This is a genomic window from Janthinobacterium lividum, assembly GCF_034424625.1.
GTDB classification, from domain to species: domain Bacteria; phylum Pseudomonadota; class Gammaproteobacteria; order Burkholderiales; family Burkholderiaceae_D; genus Janthinobacterium; species Janthinobacterium lividum.
Map to the genome: position 1 here is coordinate 4,734,824 of NZ_CP139976.1, position 17,432 is coordinate 4,752,255.

Sequence of the window (17,432 nt, forward strand, 5' to 3'; positions counted from 1 at the left end):
GTTGCGCAAGCGGCTGATCAATTAGCGCCTGGCGTGCTACAAAAGCGGTGATGCGCGTTGCGGTCGGCAGATACCGAAACAGATGCAGTCCATGGGAAACTGCAAAGGAAGGGCGGAATTATATAGGAATATAAAAAGACAGGAGGCGGGCGAAAAACGGGCGCGCCAAGACAGCCGTGCTTGAACCGGCAGTGCTCAAGCTGGTGTCATGCAGGCATCATTGGCCGCCTTGCGCGGCGAAAACCAGGCATTCGATTTCGGACTGTACAGGAAGGCGCAGATGACGGCGAACGTCAGCGCGCCAGGCAAGACGTTCATCTTCAGCGGCACGGTCGCCAGGCAGAATGCAATGTCGATCACGCCCCACACCAGATACACAGTGCGCGCGCCACGCTGCCTTTGCAGCATGGCCAGCGCTGCCACCAGGGTAATGCCCTGGCTGAAGAGCAACATCGCGTATTGCACCCCGGCGGGAATCACGCTGTCCCCCATTCCGGCCAGCATGGCGGGATCGTCGCGACCGAGGTAAGCCGACACCAGCGCTGACAGCGAGCCGATGACCAGAAACCAGCAGCTGATGGCAACCGAGACGGGGCGCTTGACCACATGAAGATTACCGATAAAAACTTTAGAAAAAACAAGCATGGTGCTGACGGTATTGTTGAATGGGCCTGATTGTAACGGATGTTGCCTGCCAGGCGCCGGCGCACAAAAAAAGCCGGCTTGCGCCGGCTTCTTGTGAGGAACTATGACTGCTTAGTTCTTCGACTGGTCAACCATCTTGTTCTTGGCGATCCAAGGCATCATGGCGCGCAGTTTCGCGCCCACTTCTTCGATCTGGTGCTCGGACGTCAGGCGGCGGCGCGAGATCAGGGTCGGTGCGCCTGCCTTGTTTTCCAGGATGAAGCTCTTCGCGTATTCGCCCGTTTGAATGTCTTTCAGGCATTGACGCATCGCATCTTTGGTGGCCGAGGTCACGACCTTAGGACCCGTCACGTATTCGCCGTATTCGGCGTTGTTCGAGATCGAGTAATTCATGTTGGCGATGCCGCCTTCATAGATCAGGTCGACGATCAGCTTCAGTTCGTGCAAGCACTCGAAGTAGGCCATTTCAGGCGCGTAACCAGCTTCCGTCAGGGTCTCGAAGCCGGCCTTGATCAGTTCCACGGCGCCGCCGCACAGCACGGCTTGTTCGCCGAACAAGTCCGTTTCAGTTTCTTCGCGGAAGTTCGTTTCGATGATGCCGGCACGGCCGCCGCCGTTGGCCGAGGCGTACGACAGGGCGATATCGCGGGCGATGCCCGATTTGTCCTGGTACACGGCGATCAGGTGGGGCACGCCGCCGCCCTGGGTGTAGGTGGCGCGCACGGTGTGGCCCGGGGCTTTCGGCGCGACCATGATCACGTCCAGGTCGGCGCGTGGCACGACTTGACCGTAATGCACGTTGAAGCCGTGGGCGAAAGCCAGGACGGCGCCTTGCTTGGCGAACGGGGCGATGTTTTCGTTGTAGACCTGGGCGATGTTTTCATCCGGCAACAGGATCATGATGACGTCGGCTGCTTTCACGGCGTCGTTGACTTCCGCTACTTTCAGGCCCGCTTGCTCGACCTTGGTCCACGAAGCGCCGCCCTTGCGCAGGCCGACGGTGACGTTGACGCCCGAATCGTTCAGGTTTTGTGCGTGTGCATGGCCTTGCGAACCGTAGCCGATAATGGCAACGTTTTTGCCTTTGATCAAGGAGAGGTCAGCGTCTTTGTCGTAAAAAACTTTCATGGTATTTCCTATAATTTGATGATGCGTTGTTGTTTTAAATGCGGCGCCAGGGCCGCGTAGTGCTGCTTGTCTTTTATACTTTGAGGATGCGTTCGCCGCGGCCGATACCGGAACCACCCGTACGGACGGTTTCCAGGATGGCGGCGCGGTCGATCGAATCGATGAACGCGTCGAGCTTGACCTTGTTGCCGGTCAGTTCGATCGTGTACGTCTTTTCGGTGACATCGATGATGCGGCCACGGAAGATATCGGCGGTGCGCTTCATTTCCTCGCGCTCCTTGCCCACGGCACGAACCTTGATCAGCATCAACTCGCGTTCGATATGCTGGCCTTCGGTCAGGTCCACCACCTTCACCACTTCGATCAGGCGGTTCAGGTGCTTGGTGATCTGCTCGATGATGTCGTCCGAGCCGCTGGTGACGATGGTCATGCGCGACAGGGTCGAGTCTTCCGTCGGCGCCACCGTCAATGTTTCGATGTTATAGCCGCGTGCCGAGAACAGGCCCACCACGCGCGACAGGGCGCCCGCTTCGTTTTCCAGCAAGACAGAAATAATATGGCGCATGATTAGAGGTCCTCCGAGCCGAGCATCATTTCGGACAGGCCTTTGCCGGCTTTCACCATGGGCCACACGTTTTCGGACTGGTCAGTAATGAAGTTCATGAATACCAGCCTGTCTTTCATGCCAAACGCCTCTTTCAGGGCGCCGTCGACGTCGCCCGGTTTTTCAATTCTCATGCCCACGTGTCCGTAGGCTTCAGCCAGCTTCTCGAAGTCGGGCAGCGAATCCATGTACGACTCGGAATAGCGCGAACCGTAATCGATTTCCTGCCACTGGCGCACCATGCCGAGGAAACGGTTGTTGAGCATGATGATCTTCGGCGTCAAGTGATACTGCTTGCACGTCGCCAATTCCTGGATGCACATCTGGATCGAACCTTCGCCGGTAATACAGGCAACGGTGGCATCCGGATTGGCCATCTGCACGCCCATGGCATACGGCAAGCCGACGCCCATGGTGCCCAGGCCGCCGGAATTGATCCAGCGGCGCGGCTTGTCGAAGCCATAATATTGCGCAGCCCACATCTGGTGCTGGCCCACGTCGGACGTGATGAAGGCGTCGCCCTTGGTGATCTGGAATACCTTTTCCACCACCGCTTGCGGCTTGATGACCAGGTCGGAGGTCGGGTATTTCAGGCATTCGCGGCCACGCCATTCGGCGATCTGCTTCCACCAGTTGCTCAATGCATTGACGTTCGGTTTGGCTTCGGCCGCGTCCAGTTGCGCCAGGAATTCGATCAGCACATCCTTGACGTTGCCGACGATGGGAATATCGACCTTGACGCGCTTGGAAATCGACGATGGATCGATGTCCACGTGGATGATCTTGCGCGGATGCGAAGCGAAATGTTTCGGGTTGCCGATCACGCGGTCATCGAAACGGGCGCCGATGGCGATCAGGACGTCGCAGTTCTGCATCGCCATGTTCGCTTCATAGGTGCCGTGCATGCCAGGCATGCCGACATACTGCTCGCTCGAGGCGCGGTAGCCGCCCAGGCCCATCAAGGTGTTGGTGCACGGGAAACCCAGGCGGTCGACCAGCTTGTTCAGCTCGGCCGAGGCATTTGCCAGGATCACGCCGCCGCCCGTGTAGATCATCGGACGTTCCGCTTGCAGCAGCAATTGCACGGCCTTGCGGATCTGGCCGGAATGGCCCTTGTCGACGGGACGGTAGGAACGCATCTCGACTTCCTTCGGATAGTCGAAATGGCATTTGTGCATGCTGATATCCTTCGGGATATCGACCAGCACGGGTCCCGGACGGCCGGTACGGGCGATGAAGAAAGCCTTCTTGATCGTCGCTGCCAGGTCCTTGACGTCCTTGACGAGGAAGTTGTGCTTGACCACGGGGCGGGTGATGCCGACCGTGTCGCATTCCTGGAACGCATCCTGCCCGATGGCGTGGCTCGGCACCTGGCCGGAGATCACGACCATGGGAATCGAGTCCATGTACGCGGTGGACAAGCCCGTGACGGCATTCGTGACGCCCGGACCGGACGTGACGATGGCGACACCGACCTTGTTCGAGCTGCGCGAATAGGCATCGGCGGCGTGGATCGCGGCCTGCTCGTGGCGTACCAGGATATGCTGGAATTTGTTTTGCTGGAAGATGGCGTCGTAGATGTAGAGTACGGCTCCGCCCGGGTATCCAAAGACGTGCTCGACGCCCTCTTCAGCCAGACAGCGCACGACAATTTCTGCGCCGGTAATTGGTCCTGCTGCTGCTTCGGTATTCATGAAACATTCCTTTCAAGGTCCATTGGAGATTGATCGGATGTTCTTTCCTGACGAAGTTCGCCGTGCGCGACAGTGCTCCTGCTTCCCTTTTCATGCGGTCACGACATTTCTTTGGGCACCCATAGATACCTTACAAAACAACGCTTAACGCAACTCGTTTGGCCGGAGTTTCTGTGGCGCCTGTACGAACCGCTCGCGCTTGTGGCGCGGGTTAGAACAAACTGCCTACAAATGAAAGCGCGTCTTGCCGCGGATGGCCTTGTGTGCCGGTCGCGACCTGACCATAGGGCTTTGGGGTGTTCAAAGCGTCCCATACGTTATCGCGTTGCACCATTATGGTCAAGGAAAATGTCAGCGCTGCTGCCTTTTTGCTCACCCGATATGCAAAAACCATGCGGAAACGCACATTTTTTGCTAGCATGCGCTCAGTTTACGAAAAGCAGTCCCGCCTCCTCTCCGCCCACAGCACACGCAGCCGTTAGCTCGCCCCATACCGCATGGCAACAGACAAAGAATTATCCGACTTTCTAGAAAATGTCGAGCGGCGCGCTTTCAAGCAGGCCGCCTACGCGGTCCGCAAGGAAGAATCGGCACTCGACATCGTGCAGGACGCCATGATCAAGCTGGCCGAAAAGTACGGCGACAAGCCGGCCGCCGAGCTGCCGATGTTGTTCCAACGCATCTTGCAAAACACCATACTCGACTATTTCCGCCGCGAAAAAGTGCGCAACACCTGGGTCAGCCTCTTCTCCGGCATGAAGCCCTCGGGCGACGAGCATGAGGATTTTGATATACTTGATACTTATGAATCGGAACAGGGCTCCAGCGCCGCCGAATCCTCGGCCGACCAGGTCGAACGCGCGCAAATCCTTGATTTGATTGATGCAGAGGTACAAAAACTGCCCTCACGTCAACGCGAAGCCTTCCTCATGCGTTATTGGCAGGACATGGATGTGGCTGAAACAGCGGAAGCGATGGGTTGCTCCGAAGGTAGCGTGAAAACACATTGCTCTAGAGCTACCCACACGCTCGCCGAATCGCTGAAAGCCAAGGGAATTAAATTATGAACACCGACGATCTCAATTTCGCTTACAAAGTGCGCCATGCACTGAACGAAAAACTCGACGACCTGCCCGCATCGGCCACCGATCGCCTGGCAGCGGCACGCAAACTGGCCCTGTCGCGCAAGAAGGCGGACGCGCCCGCCGCCGTCACCGTGCGTCAGAACGTGTTCGCCGGCGCGGCCAGCAGCCTGTTTGTCGAACCGCTGTCGTGGCTGGGCCGCATGAGCGTCATCATCCCCCTGCTGCTGCTGGTCGGCGGCTTGGTGGGCATCTATCAGTTTGAACAGGAACAACATATTGCCGAACTGGCAGAAATCGACGCCGCCGTGCTGTCGGACGAACTGCCGCTCTCCGCCTACATGGACCATGGCTTCAACGCCTACCTGACGAAACGCGAGCAATAAACATGGCACGCTCGAGCGTACGCAAAGGCTGGCTGGCTGGCGGCATCGGCCTGGGTGCCTGCGCCCTCGCTGGCGCCGCCTGGGTAGGCGCGCAGCAACATGCCGCTCCCGTCGCCCCTCCCGTGGCGGCCGCGCCCGTGGTGGTGGCGCCCCCAGCCCCGGCCGTCAAGCCCGGCTCCCCCCGCACGGCAGGCAAAGGCGGCACGCCGAAGGCCGGCGATAACCCGTCCTGGAGCAAGCTGTCACGCGCGCAGCAGGAAGCCCTGCAGCCGCTGGCGGGCGAATGGAACAAGCTGGAAGCCTTGCGCAAGCAGAAATGGCTCGATATCGCCAGCCGTTTTGCTTCCATGACGCCGGACGAGCAAACCCGCGTGCATGAGCGCATGCGCGAATGGATCAAGCTGACGCCGGAACAGCGCCGCCTCGTGCGCGAAAACTATACGCGCACGAAGAAGATTGATCCGGGTCAAAAAACCGCGCAATGGGAGCAGTACCAGCAATTGCCGGAAGATCAAAAGAAAAAGCTGGCGACGGAACTCGTGCCGAAGAAACCGCTGGGCAAAGTGCCCGCGATCAATTCCAACACGAGCAAGCCGCCCGTGCTCATGGCGCCCGCCACGCCGGCAGCGCCTGCCGCCGCCGTGCCCGTCCTGCCGCCCGCTCCCGCAGCGCCGGCAGTGCCGGCAAGCGATCCTGCCGCCGTGCCAGTCACGCCACCTACCACGCCTGCCCCACTGCCAACCAATGTCAAATAGCACGCCTGCCGCCAGCATCACTTCCCATCCCACGATCAAGCGTCGCCTGATTTCCATGGTGTACGAGTCGCTGCTGGCCCTGGCCGTGCTGTTCCTGCCCTTCCTGCTGTTTGAACTGGCCGTGCAAGGCGCGCATACGCCGTTGACGGAACACATGCGCCAATGCCTGGCCTTCCTCGTCATGGGCGCGTATTTCATCCATCAATGGAGCCGCGAAGGGCAAACCCTGGCCATGAAGACGTGGCGTTTGCAACTGGTACTACCGGGCCATGCCCACGTGCCACTGCGCGTGGCCGCGTACCGTTACGTCCTGTCATGGATGTGGCTGCTGCCAGCGCTCGTGGCGGCGTATGCCTTCGACCTGCAGCACTGGACTGCCCTGGGTGCCATCGGCATCGGCATCCTGGCCTGGTCAAGCACGGCCCTGTTCACGGGCAATGGGCAATTCCTGCACGACAAGCTGGTCGGCACGCAGATCGTCCAATTGCCGCCCCCCGCAAAGAAGTCGAAGAAAGTCGCCGCCTGAGTTTTTGCGCGGCTTGACCTGGGTCATTGAAGCGCCACGGGGGCTCTGCGATCATGGCATGCCATGAATAATACCGCCCCCCTCCCCCACACACGCTTCGCCCCCTACCGCGAGGAAGTCTGCAGCGAAGACGAAGTCAGGCATCTCGTCCACACCTTTTATGCGGCCGCGCGCGACGACGCCATGCTGGGCCCCATCTTTGCCGCCGAGGTCAAGGATTGGGACGCCCATCTGGCAACATTGATCGATTTCTGGTCAGGTTTGCTGCGCGGCACCATGCGCTACCACGGCAAGCCGCTGGCCCAGCACGCGCAAATGGAAAATTTGACGCCCTGCATGTTCCGCCGCTGGCTGACCCTGTTCTTCGCCACGACCGAGAGCATGGGCAATGCGGCCCTGCAAGAGAAGGCCGATACCATCGCCTTGAATATTGCCGAACGGCTATGGAAAAGCTTTGCGGAAAACCACGCCATCACGGCGCCGCAGCTTTAGAACCTCTCGTAACCCTGCAGGTAGCGCCACTGACCTGACGGCATGGCGCCCATCGAAATGCGGCCGATGCGCAGCCGTTTCATGGCGACCACGTCCAGTCCCACCATCTTGCACATATGGGCGATCTGGCCCGGCTGCACGTTTTTCAGGGCAAAGCGCAAACGCGTTTCGTTCTGCCAGCTGACCTTGATCGGCGGCAAAGGCTTGCCATTGAAGGGCAAGCCGTGATTGAGCAGCGCCAGGCCATTCTCGGCGATGGCGCCCGACACTTCCACGATGAATTCCTGCTCCACCGTTTTCGCTTCGTCGACCAGCTTGCGGGCGACGCGGAAATCCTGCGTAAACACCAGCAGGCCGGAAGCCATGGTCTCGAGCGGATTGGTGATGGTCAGGCCGATCAGGTGGCGCTTGAGGAAGCGCGTGACGGAGCTGGGCGCCACATTTTCCGGTGTGAAAATTTCTTCGGGACGCAGGCAGCTCAAGGCTGGCTTGCCTTCCGCGCCCACGCCGCCATTGATGCCGGCCGGCTTGTGCAGGAGGATCGTCACGGGCGGCATTTCTTCCAGGGTAGCATTCGGCAGCAGCACCACCGTCTGATTATCGGCCACGCGCGCGCCCGACTCTTCCACCAGCACGCCATCGACCGTCACCCAGCCGCCCTCGATATACAGCTCGGCCTCGCGGCGCGAACAGGGCACGTCTTCAGACAGGCGCTTGGCCAGGCGGACGGTGGGCATTTCAATGGGTGTGGTCATGGGGAGGCGCAAAAAGCAAGAGGAGGAGAAAGCCGGTATTGTAACCGACCCGCTCCTCCCCTCTTGTTGATTGCGCAGGTGGTTGTCGGATTACGCTGCGCTAATCCGACCTACGTAGTGCATCAGGTAGGTTGGATTAGCGGTACGCGTAATCCAACAATCCGTTTCGCAGGTTGGATTAGCGGCTTGCCGCGTAATCCAACAATCAGGCCGTGGCCTTGGCCAGCTCCTCGGCAAAGAAACGGTGCCCCATCTCTTCCAGACCCAGCGTTTGCAGCACTTCCTGCAGACGCTCCGTCGGGCGCTGGCGCGGCAAGTTCTTGTAACTGGCGATGATCAGCTCATTCTTCATCGAATGCTCCCAGCCCACCAGTTCCGTCACGCTGACCTGGTAGCCATGCGCTTCCAGCTGCAGGCAGCGCAGCACGTTGGTGATCTGGCTGCCGAACTCGCGCGTGTGCAGCGGGTGGCGCCACAGTTCCGTCAAGACACTCTTGCCCAGGCTCTTGCCCTTGTTCTTCTTCAACACGGAAGCGACTTCCGCCTGGCAACATGGCACCAGCACCATGAATTTCGCCTTTTTCTTCAAGGCGAAGTGGATGGCGTCGTCGGTGGCCGTATTGCACGCGTGCAAGGCCGTGACGATGTCGATCTGCTGCGGCAGCAAGTTCGACTCCGTCGATTCGGCCACGGACAGCGGCAAGAACGACATGCCTGGGAACTTGAATTTCTTGGCCAGCTCCTGCGAACGCTGCACCAGTTCTTCGCGCGTCTCGATGCCGTAGATGTGCGAACCGTCGTTGCCATTCTTGAAGAACAGGTCGTACAGGATGAAGCCCAGGTAGGACTTGCCGGCGCCGTGGTCGACCAGCGAGACGCCAGGATGATCGAGCTGCACTTCGCGCAGCAGCGGCTCGATGAATTGCGTCAGGTGATATACCTGTTTCAACTTGCGGCGGCTGTCCTGGTTCATCTTGCCGTCGCGCGTCAGGATGTGCAATTCCTGTAGCAAGGCGACCGACTGGCCATCCTTGATTTCGGGCATGTTGCTGGCGGCGGTGATGACGTCTTTCGGCGCGGCGGCTACGGTGGCGGCGGTTGCCGCGGCCTTAGCGCGCTTCATCGATCCACGCCATCTGTATCGCTTCGAGCACTTTTTCGCCGCCGCGCGTGTGGTCATCGTCGAAGCCGTCCAGCTCCACCACCCAGTTGTGCAGGTCGGTGAAACGCACGGTCAGGGGATCGATGTCCGGATGCGCGTCGAACAAAGCCTCGGCGATCACGTGAATGTCGGACCATTTCATGTTAGTGGCTGCCTTCGCTGACCTGGTTGATCGTGTATTTCGGGATTTCGACGACGAGGTCGGCCTCGGCCACGATGGATTGGCACGACAGGCGCGACACGGCTTCCAGGCCCCAGGCCTTGTCCAGCATGTCTTCTTCCAGTTCCGTCGCTTCGTTCAAGGATTCGATGCCTTCACGCACCAGCACGTGGCAGGTGGTGCAGGCACACGATTTTTCGCAGGCGTGCTCGATGTCGATGTCGTTTTCCAGCAGGATGTCGCAGATGGACTTGCCGGCAGGTGCTTCGATGACGGCGCCGTCCGGGCAAAGCTTGGCGTGCGGCAGGATAACGATTTGTGGCATGGTGTCTTCTTTCAGTCTGTCATTCGGGGCGCGGCCGCGGCGAGTGCCTGCGGCGCGCTGTTCAATTTTTGTTAAACGACCTGGTCGAGCGATTTACCCGTCAAGGCCGTGCGCACGCTGCGGTCCATGCGGCGCGAGGCGAAATCCTCGGTGCCGTCGGCGAGCGCCTCGATCGCCAGCTTCAAGGCCTGGTGGTCGATGGCGCCGCTTTGCGATTGCACGATGGCATCGCGCACCTTGTGCATCAAGCCATCCACGGTGACGCGTTCGGCGTCATCGAGCAAGCCGCCGTCTTCGTTCAGCGCCGACTGCGTGGCCAGCAGGATACGTTCCGCTTCCACCTGCTCTTCGCGCAGCGCGCGCGCCACCATGTCGACGTCGGCCGATGTGTACGAATCCTGCAGCATGCGGGCGATGTCGTCGTCGCCCAGGCCATACGCCGGCTTGACGCTGATCGACGCTTCCACGCCCGAGCGCAATTCGCGCGCCGAGACGGACAGCAAGCCGTCCGCATCGACCTGGTACGTGATGCGGATGCGCGCGGCGCCCGCCACCATCGGCGGAATGCCGCGCAGCTCAAAACGCGCCAGCGAACGGCAATCGCTGACCAGTTCGCGCTCGCCCTGCAGCACGTGCACGGCCAGGGCCGTCTGACCATCCTTGAATGTCGTGAATTCCTGGGCTCTGGCGCACGGGATGGTCGAATTGCGCGGGATGATCTTTTCCACCAGCCCGCCCATGGTCTCGATGCCCAGCGACAGCGGGATCACGTCCAGCAACAGCCAGTCGTCGCCGGCGGCGCGGTTGCCTGCCAGCAAGTTCGCCTGGATGGCCGCGCCCAGCGCCACCACTTTGTCCGGGTCGATATTCGCGTGCGGCGTCGTGTGGAAGAATTCGCTCACGGCGCGCTGCACGTGCGGCATGCGCGTGGCGCCGCCCACCATCACCACGCCGTCGACGTCGTCCGCATCCACGTTCGCGTCGCGCAAGGCTTTCTTGATGGCGTTCATGGTTTTCACGACCAGGTGCGAAGTCATGGCGGCGAATTCTTCTGCCGTGATACGCAGATGGATTTCTTCGCCCGAGTTCAGCTTGGCGTCGATCGTCGTTTCCGACTTGGTCGACAGCAATTCCTTGATTTCGCGCGCCTTGACCATCAGGATGGCCGTGTCTTCGTCGGACAGCGGCGCCAGCTTGGCATGCTCGCTGATCCAGCAGAACAGGCGGCGGTCGAAATCGTCGCCGCCCAGGGCCGAGTCGCCGCCCGTGGACAGCACTTCGAAGACGCCCTTGCTCAGTTTCAGGATCGAGATGTCGAAGGTGCCGCCGCCCAGGTCATATACGGCGTACACGCCTTCGGAAGCGTTGTCGAGGCCATACGCGATGGCGGCGGCCGTCGGCTCGCTCAGCAGGCGCAGCACGTTGATGCCGGCCAGCTGCGCCGCATCCTTGGTTGCCTGGCGCTGCGCGTCGTCAAAGTAGGCTGGCACGGTGATCACGGCGCCCACCAGGTCGTCGCCGAGCGAATCTTCCGCGCGCTGGCGCAGCGTGGCGAGGATTTGCGCCGACACTTCGACGGGGCTTTTCACGCCGGCCACGGTTTTCAGCTGCACCATGCCAGGCGTATCCTGGAAGTCGTAGGGCAGGTTTTCCGCGTAGGCGATGTCGGCCAGGCCGCGGCCCATGAAGCGTTTCACGGAAACGATGGTGTTCTTCGGGTCGGTGGTTTGCGCAGCCAGGGCCTTGTAGCCGATGTTGGCGTGGCCGTTCGGCAGGTAGCGCACGACGGAGGGCAGCAGGGAGCGCCCGTCTTCGTCGTTGAGCACCTCGGGAATGCTGTTGCGGACGGTGGCGACCAGGGAATTGGTGGTGCCAAGGTCGATGCCGACGGCCAGGCGGTGCTGGTGCGGCGCGGTCGACATGCCTGGTTCGGAAATTTGCAGAAGTGCCATTGTATTCGTGCCTCGATTAATTTTTTGCGTGATGCAGTTGATGCCTGACGCGCATTATAAGTCGCGGGCCAGACTGGCGCTTGGCACGCCGGTCAAGCGATCGCCTGGTCAAGCCTCGATGGCCTCATAGGCAAAACGCACTTCCTCGCCGAATTTGTCGAGGAACATCAGGGCGCGCACGCTTTGCGCGGCATTCGCGTAGTCGGCCGCGTCCAGCTGGGCCGCCACCTGGGCCAGCAATGCCTTGCGTTCGCCGCGCAGCTGGCGGTCCAGGGCATCGAGCGCATCGGCATCCTTGCCGGCGCGGGCGTCGCCCAGTTCTTCGCGCCATTCCATCTGCTGCATCAGGAAGCTGACGGGCATGGCCGTGTTCGACTCCGTCTGCAGGTCGACGCCATTGAGTTCGCACAGGTATTGCGCGCGCTTTTGCGGGCTTTTCAGGGTTTGATAGGCTTCATTGGCGCGCGTGGCCCATTGCATCGCCACGCGCTTTTCAGCGCTGCTGGCGTTGATGAAACGGTCCGGGTGGACCTTGCCCTGCACGTCGCGGTAGGCAGAGTCGAGCGCGCTCATGTCGAGCGAGAACTGCGCCGGCAACTGGAATAATTCGAAGTGGTTTTGCATAATGGTCGGTGGTCGCTGTACCGCAATCGATGGGTACAGCGCACCGACCGGGGTCTTGCCAGCTGTTTAAATCCTGAAGGACTCGCCGCAGCCGCAGGCGTCTTTTTCGTTCGGATTGTGGAACTTGAAGCCTTCGTTCAAGCCTTCGCGCGCGAAATCGAGTTCCGTGCCGTCGATGTAAGGCAGGCTTTTCGGGTCGACGAAGACTTTCACGCCGTGCGATTCGAAGACGCTGTCTTCGGCCGCCACTTCATCGACATACTCAAGCTTGTAAGCCAGGCCCGAGCAGCCCGTGGTCCGCACGCCAAAGCGCAGGCCCATGCCCTTGCCGCGCCGTTCGATATAACGGTTGATGTGTTTCGCCGCTTTTTCGGTCAGTGTGATCATGTATTTCTCCGCTCCTGTTCCCACATGGGAACAGGTATCAAAATCCAACAAATTCTAGAGTGCCTGAAAAACGTTCAGGGCAAGGCGCATTGCCGAAGGCAGTACGACTAGTACGACAAGGCAATGCAACGCAGCCATGGGCGTTTTCTCAGGCGCTCTACGCTGCCGGATGGCGGGTCTGGTAGTCCAATACTGCCGCCTTGATGGCGTCTTCCGCCAGGATCGAGCAGTGGATCTTCACTGGCGGCAGGGCCAGTTCTTCGGCGATCTGCGTGTTCTTGATGGCCAGTGCCTGGTCCAGGGTCTTGCCCTTGACCCATTCGGTCACCAGCGAGCTCGACGCGATGGCCGAACCGCAGCCGTAGGTCTTGAATTTCGCGTCTTCAATCAGGCCATCGGCGCCGACCTTGATCTGCAGTTTCATCACGTCGCCGCAGGCAGGCGCGCCTACCATGCCGGTGCCGATGGTTTCATCACCCTTGTCGAAAGCGCCCACGTTGCGCGGGTTTTCGTAGTGATCGAGTACTTTGTCCGAGTAAGCCATTTTGATGCTCCTTAAATATTCTTGCCGGCCCCGTCAACAGGGGCCAGGGTGTTGGTTAGTGGGCAGCCCATTGGATCGAATTGATATCGATGCCATCTTTAAACATGTCCCACAGCGGCGACAGGTCGCGCAGCTTGTGTACTTTCGATTTCAGCAGGTTCACGGCGAAGTCGATGTCTTCCTCGGTCGAGAAGCGGCCGATGGTGAAGCGGATCGAGCTGTGCGCCAGTTCGTCGCTGCGGCCCAGGGCGCGCAGCACGTACGATGGTTCCAGGCTGGCCGAGGTGCAGGCCGAACCGGACGACACGGCAATATCCTTGATCGCCATGATCAGCGACTCGCCTTCAACGTAGTTGAAGCTCACGTTCAGGTTGTGCGGCACGCGGTGATCCATGTCGCCGTTGATGTAGACTTCTTCGATCTCTTGCAAGCCCTTGGCCAGGCGGTCGCGCAAGGCCTTGATGCGGCCGATTTCGCTGTCCATTTCTTCCTTGGCGATGCGGAACGCTTCGCCCATGCCGACGATCTGGTGCGTCGGCAGGGTGCCCGAACGCAGGCCGCGCTCATGGCCGCCACCGTGCATTTGCGCTTCCAGGCGCACGCGCGGCTTGCGGCAGACGTACAGGGCGCCCACGCCTTTCGGGCCGTAGGTTTTATGTGCCGTGAAGGTCATCAGGTCGACCTTGGTCTTTTGCAGGTCGATGACGACCTTGCCCGTCGCCTGTGCGGCGTCGCAATGGAAGATGATGCCTTTCGAGCGGCAGAACACGCCGATTTCGTCGATCGGCTGGATCACGCCGATTTCGTTATTCACCAGCATGACCGACACGAGGATGGTGTCCGGGCGCACGGCCGCGGCCAGCTGCTCGACGGTGATCAGGCCGTTGTCCTGCGGTTCCAGGTAGGTCGCTTCAAAGCCGATGCGTTCCAGTTCGCGCACCGTGTCCAGCACCGATTTGTGCTCGGTCTTGACGGTGATGATGTGCTTGCCCTTGGTCTTGTAGAACTGTGCCGCGCCCTTGATGGCCAGGTTGTTGCTTTCCGTCGCGCCGGACGTCCAGATGATTTCGCGCGGATCGGCGTTCACCAGGGCCGCCACGTAGCCGCGCGCCTCTTCCACGGCTTTTTCCGCCGTCCAGCCATACATGTGGCTGCGCGATGCCGGATTGCCGAACTGCTCGCGCAGGTACGGAATCATCTTGTCGGCGACGCGTGGATCAATCGGCGTGGTGGCCGAGTAATCCATGTAGATCGGGAAATGCGGTGCGGTTTCAAAGTGCACTTGGCCTACGTTTTTTTCTGGGGCGTTCATCAATAACTCCTGCAATCAGCAACTGGTATTTTTGTCATTATCAACCGAGGGCGGCGTGGTTACGGTGCATCACCATCACGCTTTGTTCGGCAATCTTTTGTCTCTGCTGGTCGACCAGGTCCTGCAAGGACACAGAATCCAGATAATCGACCATTTTTTCGTTGAGTGTGGACCACAATTCATGCGTCATGCAGCGCGCACCCGTGGCCGCATCGGCGCCGTGGCAATGTTCCTTGCCGCCGCACTGCGTGGCGTCCAGCGGTTCGTCGACGGCGATGATGATGTCGGCCACCGTCACCTTGTCTGCACGGCGCGCCAGGCTGTAGCCGCCGCCGGGACCGCGGATCGACTCGACGATCTCATGCCGGCGCAGCTTGCCGAACAGCTGTTCCAGGTAGGACAGGGAAATCGACTGGCGCTGGCTGATGCCGGACAAGGTGACCGGTCCCTTGCCCTGGCGCAGGGCAAGATCGATCATCGCTGTCACGGCAAAACGGCCTTTTGTAGTCAGACGCATACATCCTCTGGTCAACTGGTTTAAAATATTGCGGTTTTTCAACTCCTCAAACCCCGAGTAGTTGAATGATTTAGTCAAGTATAACAAATTCGGCGGGGTTTGTCAGAGCGCCCCTCGATGACCACAGGGCTGGAAGGGGCATGGCCGGCCGCGCCAGGCGCGGCGGCTTCAGGAAAACAACAGTCGGGAAATCGCGGACGTGCTTGGCGTCAGCTCTCAGCCCCGTAAGGCGGCACGCACCTTCATCAGTTCAAACCCCAGCAGGTTCAAGCCGTCCCAGCTGGCGGGGTCCAGGATGCGCGGATTGTCCGAGGCCAGGCCCACGCCCCAGATGCGGTCGACGGGACTGGCTTCGACGATGACGCGCTCGCCCGTGCCCAGCAAGAACTTGCGCAGCGCGGCCTTTTGCGAGAACTTGGCAAAATTACCATCGAAGACGATACCTGCACGTGCCGCTTCCCATACTTTGGCGTCAAAGTTCGCCACTTCGCGTCCCAGCTTCTTCACTTCCGACGGCCGCTCGGCCGCCACGATGCGCGCCTGGACGGCCGTGTCGCCAAACAGGGCCGCCTTTTGCGCCATCATGTAGTGCTCGGCCGTCGCATACGTCACGCCGGCCAGGCTGAAGGGTGACGGAAACCACTGGCTGAAGCAGCTTTTGTCGGCCACCTGCGGCTGCGCCGGCGTGTGGCCCCAGAAATACAGATAGTCGGGCACGCCGCCCGCCGCGATCCACGCCTTCAATTCTTCCACGTTACTGATTTGCATATTCCCCGCACTTCCGCCGGACAGGCGATGATTCAAGCTCAAGCACGCAATAGTTGCATCGGGCCAAACAAGGCCTGCATGTCACGATTGCCGATAAAGGACAGATTATACGGATGTTCCGCCGTCACCTGCGGCAAGGATGCGGCCACCGGCAGGCGTTTGATGAGCTCGGCGATCTTGCCCCACAGCACCAGTTGCGGCGTAACCGCCCCGCCCGGCTGCGCCAGCGCTTCCAGCACCACCTGCAGGAAAGGCAGCCAGCCGCGCGCATCCTGCACGGGCGGCACGTGGGAACGGAACACCAGCGCCGCGTTGAGCAGCAAGAAGCCCTGCTCCGTCATCTTGCGCTGCAAGTCGGGCAGGGTCTGGATCACGCCGCTGCCCGGCAGCTGCGCGGCGGCCGCCACGGGCGCCATGGCCACGCCGGACGTGTCGCCACCCTGCAACTGGCCATCGGCCACCAGCAGCATCTTCATGAAGTTGCGCAGGGACGTGGCGCGGTTGACGGGCTTCGACAGGCCCGTCGCCGACCACAGGCTGCCGACGGCGCCATCCATGAAGCACACGCCCGTGGCGCTGTCGGCGCGCGGATACGGCCCCTCGCCCACCAGCACGTAGCGCACCTGTGCCAGCGGCAAGGCAAAGGCGGCAAACAGCCGGCCCTGCGTAGGCAGGAAGTCGTCGATGGCCAGCGCCGGCAGGTAGGCGGGGTCGGCCGCCATCACGGCCTGCAAGCCGCGCAGGAGGATGGGACGCCAGGAAGCGTGCGCCAGGGACAGGGCATCGGTGATGCTGGCAGGAACGATTGTTGCGGTCATGGGGCGTGAAGTATTTGGGCAAACGCAAATTGTAGCCTACCGGCAAGCTGGTACTGACTGCCCAAAATCAAGCACGCATAAAAAAGCCCCGGCCTGCATGCTGGCCGGGGCGGTTCGCGGCTTGACGCGGATCAAACTTATTCTGCGTCAGGCTGCTGCGACGGATGCGCGGCGGCAAACGCAGGCAAGCCGGTGCAATGCGCGTGAATGCGCGCCACGCGCGGGTACGGCGCCAGGTCGATGGCGAAACGCTGTGCATTGAATACCTGCGGCACCAGGCAGCAGTCGGCCATCGTCGGGCTGCCACCATGGCAGAACAGGCCCGTGCCGGCCGGGTCGCCCTGCGCCAGCAGCGCTTCCACGGCCGCAAGTCCCTCGGCCATCCAGTGGCGGTACCACTCCTGCTTGGCCTCGTCCGACAGCCCCAGGGTGTTTTTCAGGTATTTCAAAACACGCAGATTCGTCAGCGGATGGGCATCGCAGGCGATGGCCAGCGCCAGCGCGCGCACCCTGGCGCGTCCCAGCGCATCGGCCGGCAGCAGCGGCACGGCTGGCCGCGTCTCGTCCAGATATTCCAGCATCGCCAGCGACTGCGTCAGGATGGCGCCACCGTCATCGAGGGCCGGCACCAGCGCCGACGGGTTGACGGCGCGGTAGGCTGGCAGCAGTTGCTGGCCGCCGTCCTGCAGCAGATGCACGGCGATGCTGTCGTAGGCGATGCCCTTCAAATTGAGGGCGATGCGCACCCGATAGGCGGCCGAACTGCGGAAATAGGTGTACAGCTTCATGGGGCGCC

22 protein-coding genes are annotated in these 17,432 nt (G+C 60.9%); 5 read left to right on the forward strand and 17 right to left on the reverse strand.

Annotated features, from left to right (window positions below):
• Positions 1 to 195: 195 nt before the first annotated feature.
• From U0004_RS21440 to U0004_RS21455, 4 genes are all read right to left on the reverse strand, one after another.
• A complete protein-coding gene (locus tag U0004_RS21440; RefSeq protein ID WP_070255646.1) occupies positions 196 to 606 on the reverse strand; it encodes a hypothetical protein in 411 nt (136 codons plus the stop codon).
• A gap of 150 nt (positions 607 to 756) precedes the next feature.
• Positions 757 to 1,773, reverse strand: coding sequence for a ketol-acid reductoisomerase (ilvC, locus tag U0004_RS21445; RefSeq protein ID WP_034750044.1), 1,017 nt, complete (start codon positions 1,771 to 1,773; stop codon positions 757 to 759).
• A gap of 73 nt (positions 1,774 to 1,846) precedes the next feature.
• Positions 1,847 to 2,338 (reverse strand): acetolactate synthase small subunit, encoded by a 492-nt coding sequence (gene ilvN / locus U0004_RS21450; RefSeq protein ID WP_010399754.1) that lies wholly within the window; start codon positions 2,336 to 2,338, stop codon positions 1,847 to 1,849.
• Between the two features lie 2 nt (positions 2,339 to 2,340).
• Entirely contained in the window at positions 2,341 to 4,071 is a 1,731-nt protein-coding gene (locus U0004_RS21455; RefSeq protein WP_052139969.1) for an acetolactate synthase 3 catalytic subunit, read from the reverse strand.
• Between the two features lie 497 nt (positions 4,072 to 4,568).
• Between U0004_RS21455 and U0004_RS21460 the strand changes: the two genes are divergently transcribed.
• The 5 genes from U0004_RS21460 to U0004_RS21480 all read left to right on the forward strand — a co-directional run bounded on the left by U0004_RS21460 (position 4,569) and on the right by U0004_RS21480 (position 7,312).
• The gene (locus tag U0004_RS21460; protein ID WP_034779551.1) at positions 4,569 to 5,138 is read left to right on the forward strand and encodes an RNA polymerase sigma factor; all 570 of its coding nucleotides are present in this window, start codon (positions 4,569 to 4,571) and stop codon (positions 5,136 to 5,138) included.
• Complete coding sequence (locus U0004_RS21465) at positions 5,135 to 5,539, forward strand: DUF3619 family protein (protein ID WP_070255648.1); 405 nt, start codon at positions 5,135 to 5,137, stop codon at positions 5,537 to 5,539. Before U0004_RS21460 ends, U0004_RS21465 begins: the two co-directional genes overlap by 4 nt.
• Before the next feature lie 2 nt (positions 5,540 to 5,541).
• A complete protein-coding gene (locus U0004_RS21470; protein ID WP_070255651.1) occupies positions 5,542 to 6,294 on the forward strand; it encodes a DUF3106 domain-containing protein in 753 nt (250 codons plus the stop codon).
• On the forward strand, positions 6,284 to 6,820 hold the full coding sequence (locus U0004_RS21475; RefSeq protein WP_070255653.1) for an RDD family protein: 537 nt from the start codon (positions 6,284 to 6,286) through the stop codon (positions 6,818 to 6,820). Before U0004_RS21470 ends, U0004_RS21475 begins: the two co-directional genes overlap by 11 nt.
• Positions 6,821 to 6,883: 63 nt before the next feature.
• Positions 6,884 to 7,312: a group III truncated hemoglobin gene (locus tag U0004_RS21480; RefSeq protein ID WP_070255656.1), complete on the forward strand. Its 429-nt coding sequence runs from the start codon at positions 6,884 to 6,886 to the stop codon at positions 7,310 to 7,312.
• On the opposite strand, the gene U0004_RS21485 is transcribed toward U0004_RS21480, so the two are convergent.
• The 13 genes from U0004_RS21485 to maiA all read right to left on the reverse strand — a co-directional run bounded on the left by U0004_RS21485 (position 7,309) and on the right by maiA (position 17,424).
• Positions 7,309 to 8,067 carry an rRNA pseudouridine synthase gene (locus tag U0004_RS21485; protein ID WP_034779556.1) on the reverse strand — a complete coding sequence of 253 codons (759 nt, stop codon included), beginning with the start codon at positions 8,065 to 8,067 and terminating at the stop codon, positions 7,309 to 7,311. The two genes, U0004_RS21480 and U0004_RS21485, sit on opposite strands and share 4 nt — an antisense overlap.
• Before the next feature lie 205 nt (positions 8,068 to 8,272).
• Entirely contained in the window at positions 8,273 to 9,190 is a 918-nt protein-coding gene (locus tag U0004_RS21490; RefSeq protein ID WP_070255659.1) for a class I SAM-dependent methyltransferase, read from the reverse strand.
• Entirely contained in the window at positions 9,177 to 9,371 is a 195-nt protein-coding gene (gene iscX, locus U0004_RS21495; RefSeq protein WP_070255671.1) for a Fe-S cluster assembly protein IscX, read from the reverse strand. The genes U0004_RS21490 and iscX overlap by 14 nt, the downstream gene beginning before the upstream one ends.
• A 1-nt stretch (position 9,372) precedes the next feature.
• A complete protein-coding gene (gene fdx / locus U0004_RS21500) occupies positions 9,373 to 9,714 on the reverse strand; it encodes an ISC system 2Fe-2S type ferredoxin (RefSeq protein ID WP_034750070.1) in 342 nt (113 codons plus the stop codon).
• Between the two features lie 71 nt (positions 9,715 to 9,785).
• Positions 9,786 to 11,666, reverse strand: a complete 1,881-nt coding sequence (gene hscA / locus U0004_RS21505; protein ID WP_070255674.1) for a Fe-S protein assembly chaperone HscA — start codon at positions 11,664 to 11,666, stop codon at positions 9,786 to 9,788.
• A 108-nt stretch (positions 11,667 to 11,774) separates the two neighbouring features.
• Positions 11,775 to 12,290, reverse strand: coding sequence for a Fe-S protein assembly co-chaperone HscB (gene hscB / locus U0004_RS21510; protein WP_070255677.1), 516 nt, complete (start codon positions 12,288 to 12,290; stop codon positions 11,775 to 11,777).
• A gap of 66 nt (positions 12,291 to 12,356) precedes the next feature.
• Entirely contained in the window at positions 12,357 to 12,677 is a 321-nt protein-coding gene (iscA, locus tag U0004_RS21515) for an iron-sulfur cluster assembly protein IscA (RefSeq protein WP_010399774.1), read from the reverse strand.
• Between the two features lie 157 nt (positions 12,678 to 12,834).
• Positions 12,835 to 13,221: a Fe-S cluster assembly scaffold IscU gene (gene iscU, locus U0004_RS21520; RefSeq protein WP_034750082.1), complete on the reverse strand. Its 387-nt coding sequence runs from the start codon at positions 13,219 to 13,221 to the stop codon at positions 12,835 to 12,837.
• A gap of 55 nt (positions 13,222 to 13,276) precedes the next feature.
• Positions 13,277 to 14,533, reverse strand: a complete 1,257-nt coding sequence (locus U0004_RS21525; RefSeq protein ID WP_034779564.1) for an IscS subfamily cysteine desulfurase — start codon at positions 14,531 to 14,533, stop codon at positions 13,277 to 13,279.
• A gap of 40 nt (positions 14,534 to 14,573) precedes the next feature.
• The gene (iscR, locus tag U0004_RS21530; protein WP_034779566.1) at positions 14,574 to 15,050 is read right to left on the reverse strand and encodes a Fe-S cluster assembly transcriptional regulator IscR; all 477 of its coding nucleotides are present in this window, start codon (positions 15,048 to 15,050) and stop codon (positions 14,574 to 14,576) included.
• Between the two features lie 216 nt (positions 15,051 to 15,266).
• Positions 15,267 to 15,818 carry an NADAR family protein gene (locus tag U0004_RS21535; RefSeq protein ID WP_070255680.1) on the reverse strand — a complete coding sequence of 184 codons (552 nt, stop codon included), beginning with the start codon at positions 15,816 to 15,818 and terminating at the stop codon, positions 15,267 to 15,269.
• Positions 15,819 to 15,856: 38 nt separating this feature from the next.
• Positions 15,857 to 16,636 (reverse strand): uracil-DNA glycosylase family protein, encoded by a 780-nt coding sequence (locus tag U0004_RS21540; protein WP_070255682.1) that lies wholly within the window; start codon positions 16,634 to 16,636, stop codon positions 15,857 to 15,859.
• Positions 16,637 to 16,773: 137 nt separating this feature from the next.
• Entirely contained in the window at positions 16,774 to 17,424 is a 651-nt protein-coding gene (gene maiA / locus U0004_RS21545; RefSeq protein WP_070255685.1) for a maleylacetoacetate isomerase, read from the reverse strand.
• Positions 17,425 to 17,432 lie beyond the last annotated feature (8 nt).